This window comes from Thiothrix winogradskyi (genome assembly GCF_021650935.1).
GTDB lineage: Bacteria > Pseudomonadota > Gammaproteobacteria > Thiotrichales > Thiotrichaceae > Thiothrix > Thiothrix winogradskyi.
The window spans coordinates 1,636,925-1,658,739 of record NZ_CP091244.1; the positions used below are offsets into that span (position 1 = coordinate 1,636,925).

The 21,815-nt window shown below is 52.1% G+C and carries 29 protein-coding genes and 1 tRNA gene; 8 read left to right on the forward strand and 22 right to left on the reverse strand.

The features are described from left to right. From L2Y54_RS08285 to L2Y54_RS08310, 6 genes are all read right to left on the reverse strand, one after another. A complete protein-coding gene (locus tag L2Y54_RS08285; RefSeq protein ID WP_236501357.1) occupies positions 1 to 849 on the reverse strand; it encodes a 23S rRNA (adenine(2030)-N(6))-methyltransferase RlmJ in 849 nt (282 codons plus the stop codon). A gap of 71 nt (positions 850 to 920) precedes the next feature. Then, a complete protein-coding gene (locus L2Y54_RS08290) occupies positions 921 to 1,601 on the reverse strand; it encodes a hypothetical protein (RefSeq protein ID WP_236501358.1) in 681 nt (226 codons plus the stop codon). An 86-nt stretch (positions 1,602 to 1,687) separates the two neighbouring features. Beyond that, entirely contained in the window at positions 1,688 to 2,155 is a 468-nt protein-coding gene (locus L2Y54_RS08295; RefSeq protein ID WP_236501359.1) for a hypothetical protein, read from the reverse strand. A 75-nt stretch (positions 2,156 to 2,230) separates the two neighbouring features. Further along, on the reverse strand, positions 2,231 to 2,851 hold the full coding sequence (locus L2Y54_RS08300; protein WP_236501360.1) for a 5-formyltetrahydrofolate cyclo-ligase: 621 nt from the start codon (positions 2,849 to 2,851) through the stop codon (positions 2,231 to 2,233). Further along, positions 2,820 to 3,434: an FHA domain-containing protein gene (locus tag L2Y54_RS21760; RefSeq protein ID WP_311196233.1), complete on the reverse strand. Its 615-nt coding sequence runs from the start codon at positions 3,432 to 3,434 to the stop codon at positions 2,820 to 2,822. Before L2Y54_RS21760 ends, L2Y54_RS08300 begins: the two co-directional genes overlap by 32 nt. Continuing rightward, positions 3,431 to 4,735 carry a transglycosylase SLT domain-containing protein gene (locus L2Y54_RS08310; RefSeq protein WP_236501361.1) on the reverse strand — a complete coding sequence of 435 codons (1,305 nt, stop codon included), beginning with the start codon at positions 4,733 to 4,735 and terminating at the stop codon, positions 3,431 to 3,433. The genes L2Y54_RS21760 and L2Y54_RS08310 overlap by 4 nt, the downstream gene beginning before the upstream one ends. A 140-nt stretch (positions 4,736 to 4,875) precedes the next feature. On the opposite strand from L2Y54_RS08310, the gene L2Y54_RS08315 reads away from it, so the two are divergent. The 3 genes from L2Y54_RS08315 to dnaQ are packed head-to-tail and all read left to right on the forward strand — an operon-like array spanning position 4,876 to position 6,834. Further along, positions 4,876 to 5,685, forward strand: coding sequence for a class I SAM-dependent methyltransferase (locus L2Y54_RS08315; RefSeq protein WP_236501363.1), 810 nt, complete (start codon positions 4,876 to 4,878; stop codon positions 5,683 to 5,685). After that, positions 5,675 to 6,118 (forward strand): ribonuclease HI, encoded by a 444-nt coding sequence (gene rnhA / locus L2Y54_RS08320; protein WP_236501365.1) that lies wholly within the window; start codon positions 5,675 to 5,677, stop codon positions 6,116 to 6,118. Before L2Y54_RS08315 ends, rnhA begins: the two co-directional genes overlap by 11 nt. Continuing rightward, complete coding sequence (gene dnaQ / locus L2Y54_RS08325; RefSeq protein ID WP_236501366.1) at positions 6,115 to 6,834, forward strand: DNA polymerase III subunit epsilon; 720 nt, start codon at positions 6,115 to 6,117, stop codon at positions 6,832 to 6,834. The genes rnhA and dnaQ overlap by 4 nt, the downstream gene beginning before the upstream one ends. Here the strand turns inward: dnaQ and L2Y54_RS08330 are convergent. Continuing rightward, positions 6,831 to 7,535 carry an outer membrane protein gene (locus L2Y54_RS08330; protein WP_236501367.1) on the reverse strand — a complete coding sequence of 235 codons (705 nt, stop codon included), beginning with the start codon at positions 7,533 to 7,535 and terminating at the stop codon, positions 6,831 to 6,833. The genes dnaQ and L2Y54_RS08330 overlap by 4 nt on opposite strands. Before the next feature lie 233 nt (positions 7,536 to 7,768). On the opposite strand from L2Y54_RS08330, the gene L2Y54_RS08335 reads away from it, so the two are divergent. From L2Y54_RS08335 to L2Y54_RS08345, 3 genes are all read left to right on the forward strand, one after another. Then, a complete protein-coding gene (locus tag L2Y54_RS08335; RefSeq protein WP_236501368.1) occupies positions 7,769 to 8,668 on the forward strand; it encodes an Lcl domain-containing protein in 900 nt (299 codons plus the stop codon). Positions 8,669 to 8,746: 78 nt separating this feature from the next. After that, positions 8,747 to 9,007 (forward strand): hypothetical protein, encoded by a 261-nt coding sequence (locus tag L2Y54_RS08340; protein WP_236501369.1) that lies wholly within the window; start codon positions 8,747 to 8,749, stop codon positions 9,005 to 9,007. Positions 9,008 to 9,016: 9 nt separating this feature from the next. Then, positions 9,017 to 10,921 carry an ATP-binding cassette domain-containing protein gene (locus L2Y54_RS08345; RefSeq protein ID WP_236501370.1) on the forward strand — a complete coding sequence of 635 codons (1,905 nt, stop codon included), beginning with the start codon at positions 9,017 to 9,019 and terminating at the stop codon, positions 10,919 to 10,921. An 81-nt stretch (positions 10,922 to 11,002) separates the two neighbouring features. Here the strand turns inward: L2Y54_RS08345 and L2Y54_RS08350 are convergent, their stop codons facing one another. Continuing rightward, on the reverse strand, positions 11,003 to 11,881 hold the full coding sequence (locus L2Y54_RS08350; protein ID WP_236501371.1) for a 5'-3' exonuclease: 879 nt from the start codon (positions 11,879 to 11,881) through the stop codon (positions 11,003 to 11,005). Between the two features lie 114 nt (positions 11,882 to 11,995). Here L2Y54_RS08350 and L2Y54_RS08355 point away from each other — a divergent pair, with 114 nt between their 5' ends. Then, positions 11,996 to 12,586, forward strand: a complete 591-nt coding sequence (locus L2Y54_RS08355) for a DUF1131 family protein (protein WP_236501372.1) — start codon at positions 11,996 to 11,998, stop codon at positions 12,584 to 12,586. 64 nt (positions 12,587 to 12,650) lie between these two features. Here L2Y54_RS08355 and L2Y54_RS08360 read toward each other — a convergent pair whose 3' ends face one another. Next, the gene (locus L2Y54_RS08360) at positions 12,651 to 12,917 is read right to left on the reverse strand and encodes an oxidative damage protection protein (protein WP_236501373.1); all 267 of its coding nucleotides are present in this window, start codon (positions 12,915 to 12,917) and stop codon (positions 12,651 to 12,653) included. A 17-nt stretch (positions 12,918 to 12,934) separates the two neighbouring features. After that, complete coding sequence (gene mutY / locus L2Y54_RS08365; protein WP_236501375.1) at positions 12,935 to 13,978, reverse strand: A/G-specific adenine glycosylase; 1,044 nt, start codon at positions 13,976 to 13,978, stop codon at positions 12,935 to 12,937. A gap of 58 nt (positions 13,979 to 14,036) precedes the next feature. On the opposite strand from mutY, the gene L2Y54_RS08370 reads away from it, so the two are divergent. Then, positions 14,037 to 14,110: transfer RNA gene (locus tag L2Y54_RS08370), tRNA-Gly, on the forward strand. Between the two features lie 359 nt (positions 14,111 to 14,469). On the opposite strand, the gene L2Y54_RS08375 is transcribed toward L2Y54_RS08370, so the two are convergent. The 12 genes from L2Y54_RS08375 to L2Y54_RS08430 form a co-directional block, all read right to left on the reverse strand. Next, positions 14,470 to 14,769: a hypothetical protein gene (locus tag L2Y54_RS08375; RefSeq protein WP_236501376.1), complete on the reverse strand. Its 300-nt coding sequence runs from the start codon at positions 14,767 to 14,769 to the stop codon at positions 14,470 to 14,472. Between the two features lie 116 nt (positions 14,770 to 14,885). Then, positions 14,886 to 16,157, reverse strand: a complete 1,272-nt coding sequence (locus L2Y54_RS21850) for a hypothetical protein (RefSeq protein WP_414718456.1) — start codon at positions 16,155 to 16,157, stop codon at positions 14,886 to 14,888. A 67-nt stretch (positions 16,158 to 16,224) separates the two neighbouring features. Further along, positions 16,225 to 16,737: a hypothetical protein gene (locus tag L2Y54_RS08385; protein ID WP_236501378.1), complete on the reverse strand. Its 513-nt coding sequence runs from the start codon at positions 16,735 to 16,737 to the stop codon at positions 16,225 to 16,227. A 5-nt stretch (positions 16,738 to 16,742) separates the two neighbouring features. Further along, positions 16,743 to 17,285: a hypothetical protein gene (locus tag L2Y54_RS08390; protein WP_236501379.1), complete on the reverse strand. Its 543-nt coding sequence runs from the start codon at positions 17,283 to 17,285 to the stop codon at positions 16,743 to 16,745. Between the two features lie 11 nt (positions 17,286 to 17,296). Beyond that, a complete protein-coding gene (locus L2Y54_RS08395) occupies positions 17,297 to 17,659 on the reverse strand; it encodes a hypothetical protein (RefSeq protein WP_236497411.1) in 363 nt (120 codons plus the stop codon). Between the two features lie 100 nt (positions 17,660 to 17,759). Then, complete coding sequence (locus L2Y54_RS08400; RefSeq protein ID WP_236501380.1) at positions 17,760 to 17,972, reverse strand: hypothetical protein; 213 nt, start codon at positions 17,970 to 17,972, stop codon at positions 17,760 to 17,762. Next, positions 17,969 to 19,933, reverse strand: coding sequence for a replication endonuclease (locus L2Y54_RS08405; protein ID WP_236501381.1), 1,965 nt, complete (start codon positions 19,931 to 19,933; stop codon positions 17,969 to 17,971). Before L2Y54_RS08405 ends, L2Y54_RS08400 begins: the two co-directional genes overlap by 4 nt. Next, a complete protein-coding gene (locus tag L2Y54_RS08410) occupies positions 19,926 to 20,132 on the reverse strand; it encodes a hypothetical protein (RefSeq protein WP_236501382.1) in 207 nt (68 codons plus the stop codon). Before L2Y54_RS08410 ends, L2Y54_RS08405 begins: the two co-directional genes overlap by 8 nt. Next, positions 20,129 to 20,317, reverse strand: a complete 189-nt coding sequence (locus L2Y54_RS08415) for a hypothetical protein (protein ID WP_236501384.1) — start codon at positions 20,315 to 20,317, stop codon at positions 20,129 to 20,131. Before L2Y54_RS08415 ends, L2Y54_RS08410 begins: the two co-directional genes overlap by 4 nt. After that, a complete protein-coding gene (locus L2Y54_RS08420) occupies positions 20,310 to 20,600 on the reverse strand; it encodes a helix-turn-helix transcriptional regulator (protein WP_236501385.1) in 291 nt (96 codons plus the stop codon). The genes L2Y54_RS08415 and L2Y54_RS08420 overlap by 8 nt, the downstream gene beginning before the upstream one ends. Beyond that, a complete protein-coding gene (locus L2Y54_RS08425) occupies positions 20,597 to 20,959 on the reverse strand; it encodes a hypothetical protein (protein ID WP_236501386.1) in 363 nt (120 codons plus the stop codon). Before L2Y54_RS08425 ends, L2Y54_RS08420 begins: the two co-directional genes overlap by 4 nt. Positions 20,960 to 21,442: 483 nt before the next feature. Then, complete coding sequence (locus tag L2Y54_RS08430; protein WP_236501387.1) at positions 21,443 to 21,703, reverse strand: hypothetical protein; 261 nt, start codon at positions 21,701 to 21,703, stop codon at positions 21,443 to 21,445. Between the last annotated feature and the right edge of the window lie 112 nt (positions 21,704 to 21,815).

Here is a 21,815-nt window from a genome sequence, read left to right on the forward strand (position 1 = left end):
TCAGGTATTTTTTTCGGGGGTGATGTAAGCGACGGTGAAGTGTCCGTTGCCATGTGCCATTTGTTGGTTAAGCCAGGGTAGCAGGGTTTGCATTTGCCCGGCGAGTAACCAGGGTGGATTGATGATGAATAAGCCGCTGCCAGTCATGCCCATTCCCGTGCTATCGGCTAATGGACAATACTCCAGTTGTAAAATGCCCGGAATGCCAGTTTGTTGCAAGGCTGTCGCCATTTGTTTGACCCGTTGGCGTTCTATTACCGGATACCACAATAGGTAAGTTCCCGTGGCGAAGCGTTGGTGGGCTTTGCTCAGGGTGCTAATAACATCGTTGTAGTCGGTTTTGAGTTCGTAAGAGGGGTCGATGAGGGTGACAGCCCGGCGCGTGATGGGGGGGAGTAAGCCTAGTAAGCCTTTCAAGCCATCTTGTTTGCTGACGTGAACACGTTTGTCGGAGCCTAAATTTTGGTTAAGCGCAGTGAAATCACTGGGGTGTAATTCAAACAGGCGCAATTGGTCGGTGTTACGCAGTAAATTGGCAGCTAACCAGGGTGAACCGGGATAGTAGTTGAGTTTTGTGCCGGGGTTGAGTGCCCGGATTTGTTGTCGATAAGGTTCCAGTGCTTCAGGTATATCAGAAGCTTTCCACAGGGTTTGGATACCTTGGGCGAATTCGCGGGTTTTTTGGGCTTCGGCACTGCTGAGTTGGTATAAGCCGCCGCCTGCGTGGGTGTCGATGTACCAGAAGGGTTTGTCTTTGCGTAAGTAGTAGTCTAGCGTTAGCACCAGCACCAGATGCTTGAGAACATCAGCGTGGTTGCCTGCGTGGAAAGCGTGTCGGTAGCTTAGCAAGTGGGTCGTTCCGTGACTGTTTCGATGCGGGATGCGGTAGGGGCGAATTATGATTCGCCCCTGCCATGTGATTACTGTTTTACAGGACCTGGAGTAGTCGTTGCTGCCGCAGGTGCTGGTGTTGCTGCTGGTGTTGCTGCTGGTGGCGCGGCGTCAGGCGGCATTGCCGCCGGTGCTGGCGTTGCTGCTGGTGGCACAGGTGTTGTTGCCGCCGGTGCTGGCGTTGCTGCTGTTTCCGGCATTGCGCTGGGGGCGATCGGTGCTACCGGCGGTGCTGGCGGAATCATGAACGGTGGCAAGTTGTTGTTCATGCCGGGTTGCATTCCAAGCGGTGCTACTGGTCGCGGGTAATGGCGTTGGTTGTTGCTCCAGCCCATGCCGGGGAAGTTCGAGCCATTATTCCATGAGGGGCCGTTATTCCAGTTGAAGGGCATATTAGCGCCATTCCATGAGGGGCCATTGTTCCAGAATGGCATGGTCGGGCCATTATTCCACGGATTGTTGTTACCCCATGATGGACCATTATTCCAGTTGAAGGGCATGTTAGAGCCATTTCCCCAACCCATATTAGGACCACCACCCCATGATGGACCGCTGCCCCAATTGAAACCATTGCCCGGGCCATTACCCCACGATTGGTTATTGCCCCAATTCATGTTGGGATTCATGTCGAAGTTGTCAAAGCCCCAACCGCCTGCATGGACACTGCCTGCGATGCCTGCCAAGAGGATGCTTGCAATCATTTTTTTCATGGATGTGCTCCCTGTAGATTTTATCATGCTAATACGAAAACAGGTCGGATGAACCGACCTGTTTAGTATAACTGCTTTGGCTGAAATTATTTAGCAGCAGGGCCTGGGGTTGCGCCAGGAGCCGTCGGCATTGCTGGCATCGGAGCAGGAGCCATCATTGGTGCGCCCATTGGAGGAGCCATCATTGGTGCACCCATTGGGGGAGCCATCATTGGTGCGCCCATTGGGGGAGCCATCATCGGATAACCCATTTGCGGTGCCATCATTGGGTAGTTGTTATTGTTACCCATGAACGGCATATTGCTGTTATTGCCCATGAAAGGCATTCCGCCCATGAAGCCGTTGTTGCCGCCGAAGGAGTCGTCTTCATCGTCGAAACTGTTCATCATTTCGTCCATCCAGTACATTGGCGTCCATTCTGGCCAGTCACTTTCTTCATAGTAAGGACCGTAAGGACCCATTTTCCATTCGCCGTTGTTGCCACCAAAGAAATCACCAGCGCTTGCACTAGCGGAAAAAGCCAACAGGCTCAAGCCAATTAATAATTTTTTCATTTCAATATCTCCTATGCGGGTTATTTCGTGTCTATCAGGCTTACCCTGACCATGAAAACACTATATCAGTATATTCTAATATATGCTAGTGCCGAACTGAAAAAAACTCTGCTCAGAACTCACCATATCCAATGGTATATCCCAAGATTGGCGGGCTAAATGACTGACTTGTTGAAGGTTATAGGCAAAGCCACAGAGATGCGGGCGTTTGATAGTGGTGCGGGTGCGTTTGAAACTAAAGGTTCGATCGTAAAATCCGCCGCCCATCCCCATGCGTGTACCCGTGTGATCGAAAGCAACCAGCGGCATAATCACCAGATCCAGCCAGGATGCCAGGCGGCTGTTACGGTAACGCGGGTAGGGTTCGGGAATGCGGAAGCGATTAAGACGGAAACGGGTGCTGGCATCCCAACGTACAAACCACAGCCGCCCATCTTTAAAGGGGGAGAGCACCGGCAGATAAAAACGTTGGTGCGGCAAGGCTTGTTTACGTACATTGCGCGGGTCGGCTTCACCTCTTACCGGCAAATACAGTGCAATATGCCGTGCATTGCGGAATGCGCGTTGCGTAGTCAGATGATGCACCGCTTGTTGGGAAAGTTGCGCCTGCAATGCTTGGGGGAGAGCCGCACGTTGGCGTTGAATGGTTCGGCGTAATGTAGCGTTATTCGGGGGGGGTAAGGTTGTTGGCATCATGATCCTTCAGGCAGAACCGGAAGCTGGTTTCTTCCACCCTGAGTGTATCGCCAGCGACCAAAGTACGGGCACGGTGGTTATTCATCGCACCTGTTTCCCGTGTAATATACTGCCCTTGGGGAGAGCACTCAATGACGATTTGCCCAGTCGTTTGATTGCCTAATACCAAGCGTTCGGCTTGCAAGGGGATGATATACCCGGATTTATTGCCATCCAGCACTTGTAACCAAGCGGTGTAACCTGAATCCATCAGTTTGGGATGAATACTCAGGCGTTTGAGTTGTACCGTTAATCCCTGATCAGAACGGAACACGACATGATATTTCCCTAGGCCAATGACATCGCCATCCTCCAGTAAATGGCGGTCAACCTGTTGTTGGTTGACGTAAGTGCCATTGGTGCTTTGCAAATCCTCCAGAAAGCAGTCATCCCGCACCACCGTAATCCGCGCGTGGTTATTGCTGATGGTGCGGTCGGGGAGCGCAATGTCGCACTTGCCATGCCGTCCAAACGTAATGCTGGTTTTTTTTACCGCAAGGCGTTTGAGGATTTGCTTATCAAACATGACAATCAGTTCGCTCATGAGTGGTTGGTCGCTCCCTCAGCCGCTGCCATCACGTCTAAACGTTCACCCACTTTTAATTTGGAGCTGCGTTTGCTGTTATGTTTCATTAGAGTTTGCACCGAAGTACCGTGGCGTTGGGCGATGGATTGCAGCGTTTCACCTCGCCGCACGGTATGCACTTTGGTACTGGATTTCGGTTTGGCTTTTGCGATTTTGCTGGATTTTTTGCCGATACGGGTGGTTGCCAATTTGTTGTAACCGCTTGCTGAGCTGCTGGCGTAAACCCGGTTGCTGGCAGCAGGTAGGGCGTCAATCACAGCCATCAGTTGCTTGGCGTATTGGCGCGGCAGCACAATGCGGTTGGAATATTGTGGAGTCGTAATGCCGGTGCGGAAACAGGGGTTCAAGTCCACTAAAGTGTCAGGTGCCAAACCGGCTTGTAGCGCTGCTTGACGTAAATCCACGGGTTTGTCGATATGTAACTGTGCCAAACGTGCTTGGTTGGGGGTTTCTGATAACGTAATCCCGTAACGTGGCGCGTTGCTAATCAATTCTTTGAAAGCCAGCAAACGCGGCACATATTCACGGGTTTCCTTGGGCAATGACAAGTGCCAAAACGTGGTGGGCAAGCCTTTGGCGCGGTTTTTGTCAATTTCACGTTGCACTCGATTTTCACCGCAATTGTAGGCAGCGAGTGCCAATAACCAATCGCCATTGAAATCGTTATTGAGTTTTTGCAGGTACGTTAATGCTGCCCCGGTTGCTGCGAACGGATCCATGCGAGCATCGTAAGATTTCGCCTGCTGCAAGCCGTAACGTCGCCCAGTATCGGGGATAAATTGCCACAGACCCGCTGCACCGGCATGAGAAAACACATCCGCGTCGAAGGCACTTTCCACAAAAGGCAGCAATGCCAGTTCATTAGGCATTCCCCGGCGTTCCACTTCGTGCACAATCATGTGCAGGAACACGCTGGCACGTTCGGAGAGCAGGTTTAATTGTTCAGGATTGCGCCCGTAGTAATTAACGAAGCGTTGCACCTGTGGGTGTTTGCTGTATTGATTGCTGAGCTGGAAGCCCCGGAATACCCGTTCCCAGGTATCGAAATCTTCATCTAAAGTCGGTTTTTGTTGCAATGGCTGTTGAGCGACGGCGGATGCTTGGGTTCCGGCAAGGTTGGCAGTGTGCAACGACGCTTTGCGCAGTGTCGGTTGCTTGCTGGCGTGCTCCGGTTTACTTAGGGTACTGGAGCAGCCAGAGCCGGTAAACAGTGCTACGATAGACGCAGCCATGAGCGTCTGTTTGTTTATTGTTATCATGTTTAAAACCCCATGGACCTTTGTTGTTCTTATGTTGCCCTTGATTCGTCGTTATAATGGCAAGCAAGGTAGCAGCCGAGTAACTCAATACTCTCCATAAGTTTTTCTGATTAGTTTGATCTGCTGCGAATATAATACGTATGCCACTCGTGAACAAGGAAAAATCGCTGAACGTCACGTCTACAACTTCATTGTCGCCTGCCGGAGTCAAACTGTGCAGGGATTGGTACGCTACGTCGGCAGGGCAGACCACCTTGGCGCGGGTGCAAAGTATCGTCAGTCGGATGAGTGCGGATATTTTCGGTTATTACGCACTGGAAACGGGTGTATTGGCAGGTCAGCATTCATTTTTGCAAGAGTCACGGGTAGCGAATCAGTTTTCCTTAGGCGTATTGCCCGGTGAACAAGCCAGTATTGTTGGCACACCCGAACAATTGCCGTTTGCCTTAAACAATCTGGATTTGGTTGTTGCCAGCCACGCCTTGGATTGTACCCGCAGCCCGCATCAGGTATTACGTGAAATCGAGCGGGTGTTGGTGCCGGAAGGCCATTGCATCTTGATCGGGTTTAACCCAATCAGTTTCAAGGGCTTGGCGCAACTGCGTTACTTGCATAACCCTAAAGCGCGGCATTGCCAGTTTTACTCGACGTTTCGGGTGCGTGAATGGTTGAGTGTATTGGGGTTTGAAGTGTGTGAAACCGCATCGGCAGGCTTTTGCCCGGTATTTGCTGGTGATTACCTCTTCAAGCGGGCGGGTTGGTTAGACCGGTTGGGCAGTCAATACCGCTTAATGACGGGCAATGTGTATATTATTCATGTGCAGAAAAAAGTATCCAATATGACGCCTTTATTGCCTTCGCGTAAGGTCAAACCGCTGTTGCGTCCGGGGATGATTGTGAATCCGGGGGCAGGGCGTGCCTCCCGTAAAGAGCCAAAAAATGCCAAATAATGCAGTTGAAATTTTTACCGATGGGGCTTGTCGTGGCAATCCGGGGCCGGGTGGCTGGGGGGCATTGCTGCGCTATAATGGCGTAGAGCGCGAACTGTATGGTTATCAGCCTGTTACCACGAATAATCAAATGGAGTTGATGGCCGCCATCCAAGCCTTGGAAACCCTGAAACGCGCGTGTGACGTAGTATTGACAACCGATTCCCAATACGTGCGCCAAGGTATTACCGAATGGTTAGCCGGTTGGAAACGCAAAGGTTGGAAAACAGCAGCGGGCAAGCCGGTGAAAAATCAAGAGCTGTGGCAACGTCTGGATGCGGCTGCTGCCCAACACCAGATTGATTGGCGTTGGGTAAAAGGTCACAGTGGACACGCTGAAAACGAACGGGTAGATCAACTGGCCAATCGAGCCATCGACGAGAAGAAATTATGAGTCGCCAAATTATCCTCGATACCGAAACCACCGGCCTCGAACCGAAAGAGGGGCATCGCATTATCGAAATCGGTTGCGTGGAAATGCTCAACCGACGCTTGACGGGGAATAATTTCCACGTTTACTTGCAACCGGATCGCGAAATTGATGCAGGGGCGATTGAAGTCCACGGCATCACCAATGATTTTTTGGCGGATAAGCCGCGTTTTGAAGCGGTTATGGATGATTTTCTTGCTTATGTACGCGGTGCTGAGCTGATTATCCACAATGCACCGTTTGATATTGGTTTCATTAACCACGAATTGCGCTTGGTGAATCCGACGCATCACCCGATTACCGATGATTGCAGCGTGACCGATACGCTGGTGATGGCGCGGCAACTGTTCCCCGGTCAACGCGCCAGTTTGGATGCGCTGTGTAAGCGTTATGAAATCAATAATGCTCATCGCACCTTGCATGGCGCGTTGTTGGATGCGGAGATTTTGGCAGATGTTTACCTAGCGATGACTGGCGGGCAAGTTAGCCTGTTGCTGGGGGCGGAAGATGGCAATCGTGACGGGCAACAAGGTGGAGCGGTAATTCGGCGCGTAACGGCAGACGTGAGCAGTTTGCGGGTGATTCCGGCGAATGAGGATGAGTTAGCGGCACACGCTGAACGTGTTGCCGCTATCACTAAGGCGGGGGGCAAGTGCTTGTTTGCCCCGCCGTCGGTTTAGAAGTTGAAGGTTGCGCCGACGTAGATCATGTCGGTGTCGGTTTTAACGCTGTGCAAGTCCGCGACGTTTTTACTGGAGTCCAATTCTAGAAAACGGTCGCCTTTCCCGGTGTCAAAGGCGCGATCCCACCCGGCGCGGATGCTGATACGGTCAGTTACTTCGTGTTCGATACCCAGTCCTATGGTTGGGCTAACCCCGTGATCAGTGCTTTTATAGGTTCTGCTGATGTTATCAAGGTTGGTGTAGTCCATCCGGTTTTTATTTTCCCAAGCCAATGCGCCCGCTTTGCCGTAGACCGATGTTTTGCGGGTAATGCGGTGGTTGGCTTTGGCACTCAAACCGATACCACGGGTTTTTTGGCGGGCTTTCGCGTATTCAGCGCGTCCGCCGGGGATGCCGAATTCCGGGCGATACATATCGAGGGAATAGGTGTCACCGAGGTTAACGTATTCCGCTTCCACGCCGAAGACAGGGTTTAAATTTGCACCCGCGTAAACCTTGTGGACTTTAGCACCACCCCGATTCTTTTTGTGCATGGTGAATTGCGAACCCGTGCATTCGTCGCAAAATTGGGCTTCATTGCCGTTGTTTTTAGATGCACCAATGGCTGCCCCGGCGTAATAGGGGGAAAAGCCCGCTTCTGCCATGCTTGAACCCATGAGCGCGGCAAGACCAGCATTGACGACAAGAAACTTTTTCATGGGGAAGTCCTGAAAGTAGTCTAATAACAGATTTTATTGCCTTGAGTGTAAGGCTGTATGATTAATTAAGAGGGGCGGGATTTGATGAAGTGGGGAGTTTTGCAGATGATTGGTGTGGTGGGTTCAGGGCTGGTTGGTATTGAATCACTGGATTTATAGGATACTCAGATTCACAAGCTACCGTTAGTCTGCTATTAATGCAGCATTCCTTTCAATCAGCCGACTTTTATCTCATGCCGAAAGCCTTTATCAGTTATGCCCGCGATGGTGGTTATGGTGAAAACCTTGCCACCGAGATTCAGCAGCAGTTGCAGGCGGCTGGCTTTGTTGTGTTCCGCGATGTGATCGGTTTGAAACCGGGCGATGTGTGGTATCACAAACTGGAATTTGAACTCGAAACCAGCGACGTGATGGTGTTGGTGGTTTCTGAGAAGGTGCGCACGTCGAAGTGGGTGCATAACGAAGTGAGTATGGCGGAGGAAATCGGTATTCCGGTGATTCCAGTGCTCGCGGAAAAAGTGCGGTATCCGTTGTGGTTGAGGCATTTGCAGGTGCTGGATTTTTGCGGGGTGGTGGATTGGAGTTTGTTGTTGGGGGCGATTGGGCATCATGTGGGAAGAACCCTCACCCCCCAGCCCCCTCTCCCAGAGGTAGAGGGGGAGCAAGAAGTTCCATCTCTTAGCCCCTCTACCTCTGGGAGAGGGGTTGGGGTGAGGGATAACAGCGTTTCAGATCGTTACATTGTTCACGACAATGGTACGGTAACGGATACCGAAACCGGGTTGATCTGGAAGCGGTGTAGTGAAGGGCAAAGTGGCATGGGTTGCAGCGAAGGGGAAGCAGAACGCTATGGCTGGCGTGAGGCTATGAAGAGATTTAGTAAGAGTGTCAGCTTTGCAGGTTATAACGATTGGCGGATACCAACCATTGAAGAACTACGTGCACTTGTAGATAAAAGCCAAAAACCGACGATTGACCAAATAGCATTCCCAAATAGTTCAACTTGGCCTTATTGGTCGTCAACAGAGAAAGATGCGGACGGTGCTTGGGATGTTGGCTTCGGCAGTGGTAGCGATGGTTGGGATTACAGTTACAGTCGCAATCATGTGCGGTTAGTTCGTTCCGTTCAGTGATTTTGCTTCTCGCTTCTACGATGAGCAGGGTGAGTTAGGTGGTATACTCGTGTGAAGAAAATAAATGGGAGTCGTGGTGTGTCTGATTTGGAAAGTCTTCGACAGAAAATACAACAACTTAATCCTGAGCAGTTACAAATGCTGGAAGGTTTTGTAAGTTTTCTGTGCGCCCAACAGGATGGAGCAATTGCCCCAGATGCAGAGTACTCAGCAGAATATACCGCATGGCGAAACAATGTGCTTAAAGATGCCAATTTCATTGAAAAGCTCGCCAATGATCCTGTTCATTTAGATGCAAATACTGATTTCCTTTCCCGCGACGAAGCCAATCAACGATAGAGTTTTTCCATGCTAGTCTTCTCCGACCTAACCCTACGGCGCGGCTCCAAAGCCCTGCTCGAATCCGCTTCTTTCAGCATCCACCCCGGTCAGAACGTCGGGGTCACGGGTGCGAACGGTGTCGGCAAATCCACCCTGTTCTCGCTGATTCGCGGCGAATTGCACCAAGACACGGGCAATTTTTCGATACCGCCTGCGTGGGTCATCGCGCACGTCCAGCAAGAAACGCCCGCCACCGACCAGTCCGCGCTCAATTACGCGCTCGAAGGTGACACCGAATACGTCAGCCTGCGCCAGCAACTCGAACACGCCGACGGCGCACACCTCGGCGAACTCCACGCCCGCCTCGATGCCATCGACGGCTATACAGCGGAAAGCCGCGCTGCCACCTTGCTGCATGGACTCGGTTTCAAACCCGACCAAATTAGTAACCCCGTCAGTAGCTTTTCCGGCGGCTGGCGGATGCGCCTCAACCTCGCGCAAGCCCTAATGTGCCGTTCCGACCTGCTCCTGCTCGACGAACCCACCAACCACCTTGACCTCGATGCCGTCATCTGGGTGCAAGATTGGCTGAAAAATTACCGTGGCACGCTGCTGCTGATTTCGCATGACCGCGAATTCCTCGATGCGATTTGCACCAATATTGCGCACATCGAACACAGCCGCTTGACGCTCTACACCGGCAACTATTCGACCTTTGAAATCACCCGTGCGGAAAAACTTGCGCAACAGCAATCGGCTTACGAAAAGCAAAAGCGTGAACGCGAACACATGCAAAAGTATGTTGACCGTTTCCGCGCCCAAGCCACCAAAGCCCGCCAAGCGCAAAGCCGCCTCAAAGCCTTGGAACGGATGCAAGTTATTTCCGCCGCGCACGTCGATTCGCAATTCCACTTCAGCTTCCGCGACCCCGAAAAGTTGCCGGATCGCTTGCTGCATGTGCGCGAAGCACGCCTTGGCTACGCGGACAAAACCATCATTGAAAAAGTGGAGTTGCAAATTTTCCCCAGCGACCGCATTGGTCTGATTGGCCCCAACGGTGCGGGTAAATCCACCCTGATCAAATTTCTTGCCGGACAATTGCCTGCACAAGCCGGTGAAAGCTGGCAAGCGCCCGACCTGAAAATTGGTTATTTCGCCCAGCACCAGCTCGAACAGCTCAAAGTCGATCAATCGCCGCTGCAACATTTGCGCGACATGAATAAACAAGCCCGCGAACAGGATTTGCGCAATTTCCTCGGCGGTTTTGCGTTTCAAGGCACACGGGTGGAAGAAGCGATTGCACCCTTTTCCGGCGGTGAAAAAGCCCGGCTTGCGCTGGCTTTGCTGATCTATCAACGCCCGAATTTGCTGTTGCTGGACGAACCGACCAACCACCTCGACCTCGATATGCGCCTCGCCCTCAGCATGGCATTGCAGGAATTCAAGGGTGCAATGGTCATCGTCTCGCACGATCGCCACATGCTCAAAACCGTTACCGACAAGCTGTTGCTGGTCGATAGTGGCAAAGCGCTGGAATTCGACGGCGACCTCGACGACTATGCGGCGTGGCTGCAAAACCGCTTTCGCAAAGAAGAAGACGAATCCTGTAAGGGCGGTTCGCGAACCGCCCCTACGCACACGGCAGAAGGACGCAAAGACCAGCGTCGCGAAGCCGCCGAAAAGCGTAAACAATTGCAGCCTTTAAAGAAAAAGATCGACAAGTTGGAGCAGGAAATGAACAAGCTCCAGCAGCAACAAGCCGCGTTAGAAGCACAGCTTGCCGACCCCGACATTTACAGCGATGCCAACCGCCACAAGCTCAAGCAACTGGTGCTCGACAAAAGCAACCTCGATGCCAAATTGGAGGAAGTGGAAATGGAATGGATGGAACGCAGCGAAGAATACGAGTCTGAACTGGGATTTATAGGATGAAAGGATTAGCAGGATTAAGAGCGCACCTTCACCACGTGATGCTCTTCATCTTGCTAATCTTGTAATCCTGAAAATCCCAGTTCAGACATGCTTCCATAGATTGTATTGTTGTTCGGTCAGTCCCAAGCGTTCGCACAATGCCTGCAATTGCACCAAATCTTTGTCCTTACGCCGCAAATCCAGCGGTACATCGGGTACGTCGCAATAAATGCCGGTTAATTGCCGTGCCAGCCGCACGGTGTCTTGATGTTCCCCGACCAGCTCTTGCAGGCGTTTTGCCCCACGGGTTTTCATCAGCCCGATTTCAGGAATGCGCGACAGTAACACTTCCACGCTGCTGAATTTCTGCAACAGTTTTGCTGCGGTCGACATGCCCACACCCGGAATGCCGGGGATGTTATCGGCTACATCGCCCGCCAGTGCTAGTTGATCGGGGATTTGCGCAGGCCAAACCCCGAATTCTTTTTTCACGCCACCGGGTGGCAGCGGCGTGCGTTTGCCGTAATCCCACCAAATATCGCCATCATTGACCAATTGCGCTAAGTCTTTGTCGCCGCTGATAATCATGCAGGTTTTCCCGTTATTGCGCTGCTGTTTTGCCCAGGTTCCGATGACATCATCTGCTTCAAAATAGGGGCTGGCGGCTTGCACAATGCCGAGCGCATCCAAAAAATCGCGGCACAGTTGAAACTGCATTTTGAGATCGGCGGGGGCAGGGGTGCGGTTAGCTTTATACGCGGGGTAAATGGCTTTGCGGGTAGAGGTTTGCAGGCTAATGTCAAAGGCAAACGCGATGTGCTGCGGTTGTTCGGTTTGCAGCAGGTTGTAAATAAAGCGCAGGAAACCCAGCACCGCATTCACGGGATTGCCCTCACTATCCAACACAATGGGTTGGCGTACAAACCACGGACGGAAGACATAAATACTGGCATCAATCAGCCAGACGGGATTTTCAGGCATGGTATTTTTCAGGTGATGGCTAAGGTTCTGGACTATAAACAGGGAAGCATAAAAATGCACGGCTAGGCTTTTTATGGAAGAATGTTGACGCGGCGATTAAGTAAAGGAGCGAATATGCAACGTTTGGCTGGAAAGAGATGGATGTTAGGCGCAACCGTGGTGCTGTTGAGTATGACAGCTTGTGATGATCAGGCAAATACAGTAGTACAACCAACCGTCAAACCTATCGAAATGTTGTCGGTGGATGGCATTGGACCAATCAACGGCAATACACCGTTCAATCTGCATGACATCACGATGGCTTTTCAAGGCTTAAATGTTGCACAACGCACTAACTATGCAGAAGGGCGGGAATATCCAGTGATTACGGTCAGTCAGGACTTAAAACCGTTGTTAACCATTAACCCCGATGCTAAACAGGAAAAAATCTTTTCGGTAATGGTGTCTGACAATTTGATCGGCAATGGCTTGGGTCATGCGCTGGGAAGCCGTTTCAACGAAGTGTACGCCTACGGTGCAACCGAAGAGTGCCGCGCAGGGGCAGAAGAATTATCCGGCAAAGTGCTGTGTTACGCTCCGAAAACCGGCAATGTGCTGTATTTGTTTGGCGGTACGTGGAATGGGCCGGATGGCTCCGTGCCGCCTAAAGATGTATTGGCCAATTGGCAGATGGAAGCCATGATCTGGAAACCACCGGCGAAGTGATGTTGGGTTGGGGGCGGGGTTTTGGTTCTGGGTAAGGGCGGTTCGCGAACCGCCCCTACGCGTTTTACACGGGTTTGAAGTTATCAATCGCACTCGCGCCTTCGCCAAAGAAGAATTTTTCCATTTCTTCTTGCAGGAATTTGCGGTCTTTGGGGTTGATGGTGCTGAGGCGGTATTCGTTAATGAACATGGTTTGTTGTTTCAACCATTTGCCCCAGGCTTCTTTGGAAACGTGTTCGTAAATTCTCACGCCCAATGCGCCGGGGTAAGTGGGGCGGTCTAAGCCTTCGGCTTCGCGGCCTAAATGGATGCAGTTCACCATGCGTGTCATGTGTTTTCCTCAGTGATTCAGTCAATGGTCTGGAAAAATTGGCGGACAGCGGCTGACAGCCCGCCAGTATATTCGGTGTTTGCTTTATACCAGAGCCAGCCGTTACCTTCCATTATCCGTGCGGGTTGCGCGTCTAAATCGACCTGTAAGGGTTGTAAATGCAGACGATAATGCGAAAAAGTGTGCGTTAACACGGGTAAAAGGGTCGCAATGGCCTGTGTCGGGGCGAAATGCTGCGCCAGCCAGTCATGCAGCGCGGTTTCATCAGCAAATTCGGGGAAACTCCACAGCCCGCCCCAAACGCCGGTTGGGGGGCGTTGTTGCAGCAGTAATTCGCCTGCCGTATTGCGTAATAGCAACGCCAATGCAGTTTTTTCGGGTAGCGCTTTTGTCGGGCGTTTGCCGGGGTAGGCTTGTGGTGTGCCTTGTTTAAAAGCTTGGCAATCGTCTTGCAATGGGCAAAGCAGGCACAGCGGTTTGCTACGGGTGCAAAGGGTTGCGCCCATATCCATCATAGCTTGGGTGTAAGCGGCGTTACGCTCAGCGGGCAGGTGTTGTTCGGCGTATGCCCAGAGTTGTTTTTGCACACGCGGCTCCCCCGCCCAGCCTGCTACGGCGTGGTAACGCGCCAGTACGCGCTTGACGTTGCCATCCAAAATGGCTTCGCGTTGCCCGTGGCTGAGGGAGAGAATGGCAGCAGCGGTGGAACGTCCAATGCCGGGTAAGGTTTCCATGTTGGACATATCGGTGGGGAATTCGCCTGCGTAGATGTCGCATACTTGTTGCGCGGTTTTGTGCAGGTTGCGGGCGCGGCTGTAATAGCCTAAACCTTCCCATAATTTCAGCACATCATCTGGCGGTGCAGCGGCAAGGGTTTGCACATCGGGGAAGCGTTGCATAAAACGTTCGTAATAGGGAATGACGGTGCTGACTTGGGTTTGTTGCAACATGATTTCCGACACCCAAACACGGTAGGGGGTGGGATTTTGCTGCCAAGGCAAGTCTTTGCGCCCGTGCCGGTCGAACCACGCCAGTACTTTGTCCGCAAATGTCGTCATCATGATTGTTGTCTCGGCGAAAACGCACTACAATAGCGACCTGCTGACACTATCTCAATAAGCGGGTGTAGTTCAATGGTAGAACGGTAGCTTCCCAAGCTGCATACGTGGGTTCGATTCCCATCACCCGCTCCATTCTATTGTCCATAGTCGTGCACTAACGTGCATTCCACCTCCAAACCCCTTGCACATCAAGCCCTACACCGTCCACCACAGGCTATACTAGTGCACCATCGGCTATCTAATGTGTGTGTAAGATTGTGTGTATGAATCGCATCTACTACACGTTGCCGCCGTTCCTGTGTAGTGGTTTGTGTATATGGTCGGCTACAAGCCGCGCCGGTGCTTGTGGTTCGATTCCCCACCTATAACAAAACAACCCACCACGCAAAGCCAGACAAAAACAGCCCCGCCATGAACTGCCAAGAGTCGCCCGCTTCACAAAAAAAGCCGCATCAGGTGAGGCGGCTTGATTGATGGTTGGTTGATTCGGGTCATAACATCGCGATAAACCAGCCAACACCTGCAACGTAAAAACCTATGACAAATTGCCATGCATCGCTGCCTACTTCGTCGAGCGATTCCATGTCTAACTTTTTTGCTTTGGGGAAGATCAAACCCGCTGCAATGGTGAATATCACGGATTGAATAAATCCAGTTCCCCACCAAAGATTTTTAGCTTCTTGCCATTTTGCTAGCTGAATTAATTGCTCAGGTTCGATTAGCCACATGACCATTAATAATAGTCCGATGGAATAAGCCGCCCTAGCCCATTGTCTTCGATCTTGATACAAAATATTTACCTCACTTACTGATTAATATAAATGTTAATACAAAAAAGCCGAGAATAATCCCGGCTCTTTGATGGTTATTTAATGCGGGTCAGGTGCTACCCTGCCCGCTTTGGTGATTATGCTTTCAAATATTTTGTTTTCCTATTTCCGGGTGTGTATTCAGGATTAATAATCAGCTTTCCCTCTGCTACGCCACGTTGCCCGAACTTGTCCCAGATAATGGCTAATTTTGCCTTGTTCAGTCCTGCCCGCTTCGAGTCGATGTGAGCGTTAACAAAGTCGGCAAATGCGCCTTCTGATGATTTAACAGTTCCATCGAGAACGCCAGTTATCCACAGACGATAGAGAGCGCTCAACTGTCCGCCCTCACTACCCTTTAGGTAGTCCGGGGTAGTCGCTGGGGTAGTCCGTTCACTACCCTTTAGGTAGTCCGGGGTAGTGGTTGGGGTAGTCGCTGGGGTAGTCCGATCACTACCCTTTAGGTAGTCCGGGGTAGTCGCTGGGGTAGTCCGTTCACTACCCTTTAGGTAGTCCGGGGTAGTGGTTGGGGTAGTCGCTGGGGTAGTCCGATCACTACCCTTTAGGTAGTCCGGGGTAGTCGCTGGGGTAGTCCGTTCACTACCCTTTAGGTAGTCCGGGGTAGTGGTTGGGGTAGTCGCTGGGGTAGTCCGATCACTACCCTTTAGGTAGTCCGGGGTAGTCGCTGGGGTAGTCGCTGGGGTAGTCCGTTCACTACCCTTTAGGTAGTCCGGGGTAGTGGTTGGGGTAGTCGCTGGGGTAGTCCGATCACTACCCTTTAGGTAGTCCGGGGTAGTCGCTGGGGTAGTCCGTTCACTACCCTTTAGGTAGTCCGGGGTAGTGGTTGGGGTAGTCGCTGGGGTAGTCCGATCACTACCCTTTAGGTAGTCCGGGGTAGTCGCTGGGGTAGTGGTTGGGGTAGTCCGTTCACTACCCTTTAGGTAGTCCGGGGTAGTGGTTGGGGTAGCGGTTGGAAGGGGTAGCGGATAGTGCTCTTCGGCAGTGCCTAACGCGGGGTTGTGCAAGCCGGTTGCCCCGGTGCGTTGGCTGAACGGCATGGCAGGGGAAGGGGTAGCAGGTGCTTCGCTTTTGGCGATTTTAGCCGCTACTTTTTGAAGGTCGCCGTCATCCAGATCAGCAGGGTTAAATAGTTTTGAATAGCCATCGAATACCGCTGCTTGAATATCGGCTTCAGATTTTGCACCTGATTTTTTTACCGCATCCACTAACGCACGGATAGTTTCAGCAACAGACTGGCGCTTGATTTCCGGGGCAGGGGATTCACTGAAAACCTTGCCCGCTTCATAATCCTGCATTTGCTCTTTATACAAGCGCTGGACATTGGCTAACTGTTCCGGTGATTGTTTCATGTTCGCTGGTTTAATTTCAGGTCTGTCTAATTCAATCGAATCAGGTTTTTTAAATGCTGATTCGATTTTATCGCCCACGGTTTTTAATGTGTCGCCAGTTTTGCCGCCATCTGTTCGCGGGCATTTTGTGCGCGTGCATATTCGGTGGCGATAACTTCAGGGATGATTTTAATCCCGCCTCAACTTTTGCCGCGTATTCGCCCACAGTTTGTTTGGCAGAGTTCGCGCCGCTGGTGAATGCGGATACTGGAGCGGATTCGTTCCGATCGGAATAGGTGCTGATACTGCCATCGAATTTCCGGGGCGGTTGGCGTAACTTGCGGGTCACGTCGTAACCATTGTCTATGAGTTTCTGGCGTGCGCGGTTGAAATCACCGCCCAAGTAATGAAAGGCATACTCGAACATCGAGATAATAATCACGCTGAACAACAGGCTGGCAGTTTTGCCGCTGACACCTAACCATTCCACGATCACACCCACGATGGGAAAATAATTGCTTTCGTCCTTTTCCATCGACTTGGCTTTATCCAGCAGGGCGGTGGCTTGTTGTTGGCTTGCTGCGTTGTGGGTGGCAATCATCTTGTTTACCGCATCCACACGCGCCGCGCTGCCATCACAATGTTTTCTTTGCCTTGCGCCAGTCGAGCTTGGCACTGTGCGAGCTTCACTTCAGCGGCTTGCAGGTCGGCAGAGTAGGGGTTATAGCTGGTGCTGGCGCTATTACCGAGCGCTGCCAGTGCTGCTTGGTAGGTTGGGGACTCTTGGCTTTTGGTCTCCATGCGCACTTCGTCGCGTTCCATGCCTTGCCCGACTTCAGAGAGCAAGGAAAATGCCACTGCGACCACCACAGCGAGGACACCGACCTTGCCGCCGCCGTGCATATCGCCATTGCCATAGAGTCGGAACTGAAACCCGGTCATCACCGCTGTTACCATCACCGCTGTGATTGCATACTTCCATTCCATCGCTGTCCACTTATCAAAGTCTATGCCGCCGGTCGCGTATGACACCATGAAGTAGGAACTCATGAGAAAAGCAGCCATCGCGCCCAACAAGAAAAGTAGACCTGCCTGTTTATAATCTGCGAAGGCAAAGCCAGCATTGAAGTTTTTATCATCGTTTTTCATTTGAAATCTCCTTAAAACCAGTAGCTAAGCAGTAACACGGCGAAGGTAAAGCCGATTGCATGAACACCATGCTTGGCTTTTGCTGCGCGGAATGCTGCGAGACAGAGGGTCAAACCCATTGCGACATATGACCAATTCGACATAGCAGGGAACATGTCCGCGTAGTGAAGGTTAAATGCCGTTGGGATTAGTAGGAACATTGCCCACATGACCACTGCGCCGATGACTGCGAACCACGGGATTAGTGCATGAATGCGTTGCCAGTCGATCGGGGTGTTTTCCGTTTCCGTTTTCCAGTGTGATACGGATCCCGCGCTGGCGTTGCGTAGCGCGGTCAATTCTGTATTCTGTTGTGGTGTCAGTAGTGGATTCATGCTGAAACCCTCCGATAACCACGTTTGAGCATGTCCGCCTCAATAGCAGCAAAAGCCGCCTCACGGTTGCACTTGTGTTGATCGTGCTGATAGCAGTCGATTACCCACGGCATACGCCCACGCCCTGACCACACCACGCCTTGAAATTCATACTTGGCGGGGTAGTCCTTGAACGTGTCGCCACGGGAACACGCACGATTAGCGGTGAACCGTCGGGTTTGTACCAGTGCAAACCGCTGATAGTTGGTTCTGGCGCAACTGGTGCAACTGTTGGCAGTGCAAAAAGGTCTAGTTGATTGAGTGGCTTAGTCACACATCACCTCCGATTCTTTGAGCGTGGGAAGTTGTTCCAACGAGTCCGAGGGGCGGTGAACCGCCCAAAGAGGAAGAGGAGGAGGGGGAGAACATGACGATTCCGGCGCGTTCTGCCAGCTTGTGCAGCTTGCCTTGTGTCTTGGCTTGATCAATCACGCCTTGAATATCGTCGCTGAAGGTCGGGGACAGGTCTGATTTTTTGGTGTCGGATTCACGAAGGAACTTTTGCACGAGCAACTTGTTCAGCGAGCCGATGTTCAGCAGATACCAATCTTTCAGGCGGGTGCGGATTTCTGCATCTTCCACGAGCAAACCGCGTACCTGATTGATGACTTCGCCGTATTGGTTGTGGGCATCGGTGGCGGTTTCTGCATCCTGCTTGGGTTGGCGCATCATGCGAATAGGACGTTCACGAGCGGAACATGCCGCGCCGCCGTTGATTTCGGTGTATGCCTTCCAGTCTTTGGCGTGTGCCGCTTGGCGGGCGGATTCGAGCAGGGGGTTCTCTTGTGCGTCGGTGATGCGGCGCAATTCGCGCCACGCCATGACGCTGGGGGCATTCCAGAAAGCGTACTGACGCAAGCCCCACACGGATTTTCTAGCCATGATTTTGATAATGGTTTGATCGGATGGGACGCCCGCTTGTAAATCATCCCAGTCTGCACCGGTTAAGCCCTTGGTGATGTATTTCACCATGTAGCTCACCATGCCCGCCGCGCTGGTCATGATTTTGAAACTGAGGCGACGTTCATTCGCGCCACGTTCGGTGGCGTCACGCGCTAGACCATAGACACATGCGCCTTTTTTGGTGAGCCGGTCAGTGTGCGCACCTCTGAGTGCTTTGTTATAGAAAATTTCAACGGCGCGTTGCACATCTTTGGACTTTACCCATATAGCGTAATGGTAGTGACTCACACCGTCATGATGGGTTTCATCCATGCGGAATCCGTAGCCGTCGATAGGGCGGATGTGCTTCGTTTTGCGCTTCCATGCGGTCTGGGTGAGCTTCCATGTTTCTTGCAACCAGTCCCGCGCATCGGCTGGGGTTTTGCTGGGGTCATAGTTGCGGTTTAGCTCCAACGTGCTGTTGGTGCGGGTGCTGTAGCGATGGAAACGTGATGGGGTGGTGAGGGTGAAAAACACACCTACCCATGATTCTGGTTCAGCAGACGCAAACACATTGAGTTCCGGGAGGTCTGCCAATGCGCCGCCGCGTTTGCCGGTGGTCATGTGTTCCGGCTGTGCGTCGACAATATCAGCCGACACGTAGGCGTCACTGGCGATGGCTGACATTCCGTTAACCCGAACCATGAATTCAGCAAACTTGATGAATGCCGCCGTGTGTTCGCTGTCAGCGTCATCTAGGCTGATTTCGTCGCCTTCATTGGAAATCAGCACGGCTTGCTTTTTCCATGCTTCCAGCAGCGTTTGACGGTACTGGTAATTATCAACCGCCTCTTGGGATGCGTAGGGGGAGGCGTCTTTGCTAACGTTGCCAGCGCGGATTTGCGCGGCTTCTGCATCACGGCGGTGTTTTTTGGTGCGTTGCGCATCCCACCACTCAACTGAACAGAGGCGCGATTTTACTGATGCTTGGCTGTTTTTCTGGTGTGGGTCAGTTTCCACTTTGGGGTAAGTGGGGACGCGCACACCTTGACCACGCGCCCATTCTGCGGTGGTGTCCAGATCGGCAATTTGCAGCATTTTGGCGGCTGTGAGTGCGAGGCGGTGTTTGGCTTCTAAGCGTTTGTCGCCTGATGCGAGGGTCAGGGAATTGATGGTTTCCCGGAACCATAGGTTAGTGTTCCGGCGGCGCTCACCTTCGTGTTGGGTGTCGGTGTTGCTCAGGTAGCGGTCAGCGTATTGCGCCCGCACGATTGCATGGAAGTCTTCGGGGATTTTGGCAAGTTGCTTGTCAATCCATACGCCGTCATGCAGGTGATGGGTGAGGTTAGCCATGAGTGTTACCCTCCATTTCGCGCTTCAAGCCGGTGCGGATTTCGTCAAGTTCATCCAAGATCAGCATGATGGTGGTGAGCATTTCTTCCTTGCGTAGATCGGTGCAGTAGTCATTGGTAGCGCCTTTCGCGAAGATAGCCAATGATGACGCGCCGCTTCTTTTGAGTTGCTCTAACAGGGTGATGATTTCAGGATTCATAGCGCCACCTCTGCATTCAGCACGTTGCGATTCAGCCAAGACACCCACAGACGCGCTACGAAGTGGGTAGGGTTGGCGGGGTTGGCTTCGGATTTGCGGCGCTGGATTTCTTCATGCACCAGCTTCACACGGTCTTGAAAGGGGATTGGGGCGACGATTGCGCCGGTAGTGGTTGGGTTAGCCATGATTCACCCCGCTTGCCTTATTAACCAGCGTCAATACGGTGGCATGAATGGGCTTGTAGTCGCCCTTCACATAGGCTTGCAGGTCTGAGTAACGCCACTGACTAATGGCGGTGTGGGTTTCGGCTTGCTTGGGAAACCTGCCATCACGTATAGCCTTGTAGATGGTGCTTTTCTTTAAGCCGACGATTGCCATTACTTCAGTAAGGCGGCATAGACGATCTCCAGCGGGGGCGCTAACCATGGTGGTTGGTGCTTTTGGTTTGCGGGGTTTTTGCAGGCTCATACAGCACCTCCAAACACGCCGTTAATGAAGCTCACGGCTTCAGGCAGGGTGTCAAAGTCGGCTGTTTCCATGTTGATACCGTGGCGGGTTTGGCGATGGTAGGCCACGTCGACGAATTCACAGCGCAAGCCGGTTTCGGTGCTGTGGTGGTAGCCGGGAAGAATCCACGCCACGGGGTTGCTGTGGTGGTAAGCGGTAATACTGCCATCACTGCCCAACAATAATTGCAAGCCGTTTGCAGCTTTTGCGTGGCGCTTGGGTGGTTTGGCGATGGGGAAGGGGGAACCAGTAGGCAACAGACGTGCAAGCGCCTGTAGGGGATTGTGGGCGGATGCGCCCATGCTGATAGATGCGTTCATCGTTTCGTACTCGTAAGATTTTTGAATTGGGCAAATATTGCCGGGTACTTCAATCGTCCTTACGGAAACGACGCGCTTGTTTCGGTTTTCACCGTCTTGTAGTCCACGCATACCCGGCATTAACCGCTGTTGCGCATCCTACAGGCGAAAAAAAACCGCCGTGCGTGTGGGCGGTCTTGCCGCCGTAAGAGGGATTGAAGTCCCAGAATTTTGCTGTTTGCTGCCTGATCTTTCAGACTGCCCGATAAGCATAGGGCAAAAGCGGGCTTATATGCAAATCGGATTCATGGATTGAAAATTCCGCTTGTGTGCGGTTTTCACGATTGATGCGCACGGGGGCGCTTGGTGTATACTCGCATTGTTGATACACGATGATTTTCCTTTGGTCGTTTCAGCATTTGGTTGAAGGTGTTTCCAGCACCGACAACCCACCAATCAAGCCGTTATGTATTTCCAGTACGTAGCGGCTTTTTCATTTCCGGGTTAGGCGGCTTTCAGGTTGCGGGTTGGAAAGCCTAGGGCTTCACGCTTTGCCTTGCGCTCTTCATTGGCTCTTTTTCCCTCTTCTTTGCGGTGCTTAATACCTTGCAGAAAGTAGGTTGCCTGTTGTGACGGGGTGCGGGTGTTGCGGTCGGCTTGATCTTCCAGCCAGTCGGCAAGTTCGCCCGTAAGCGTGAACCTTTGCGGTGTTTGATTGTTTGGGATGTTTGCGTCTTGTCGCTCTGTTTTATGGCATATCCACAAGAGCGGTAGGCGCTATTTTCACATTCCGCCCCTTATCAGGACTCGAATAAACTCTTGAAAGCCGCGCCATGCACAGGCTTTCGTTTTTTCGCTTGAATTTTTACCCGCTTTT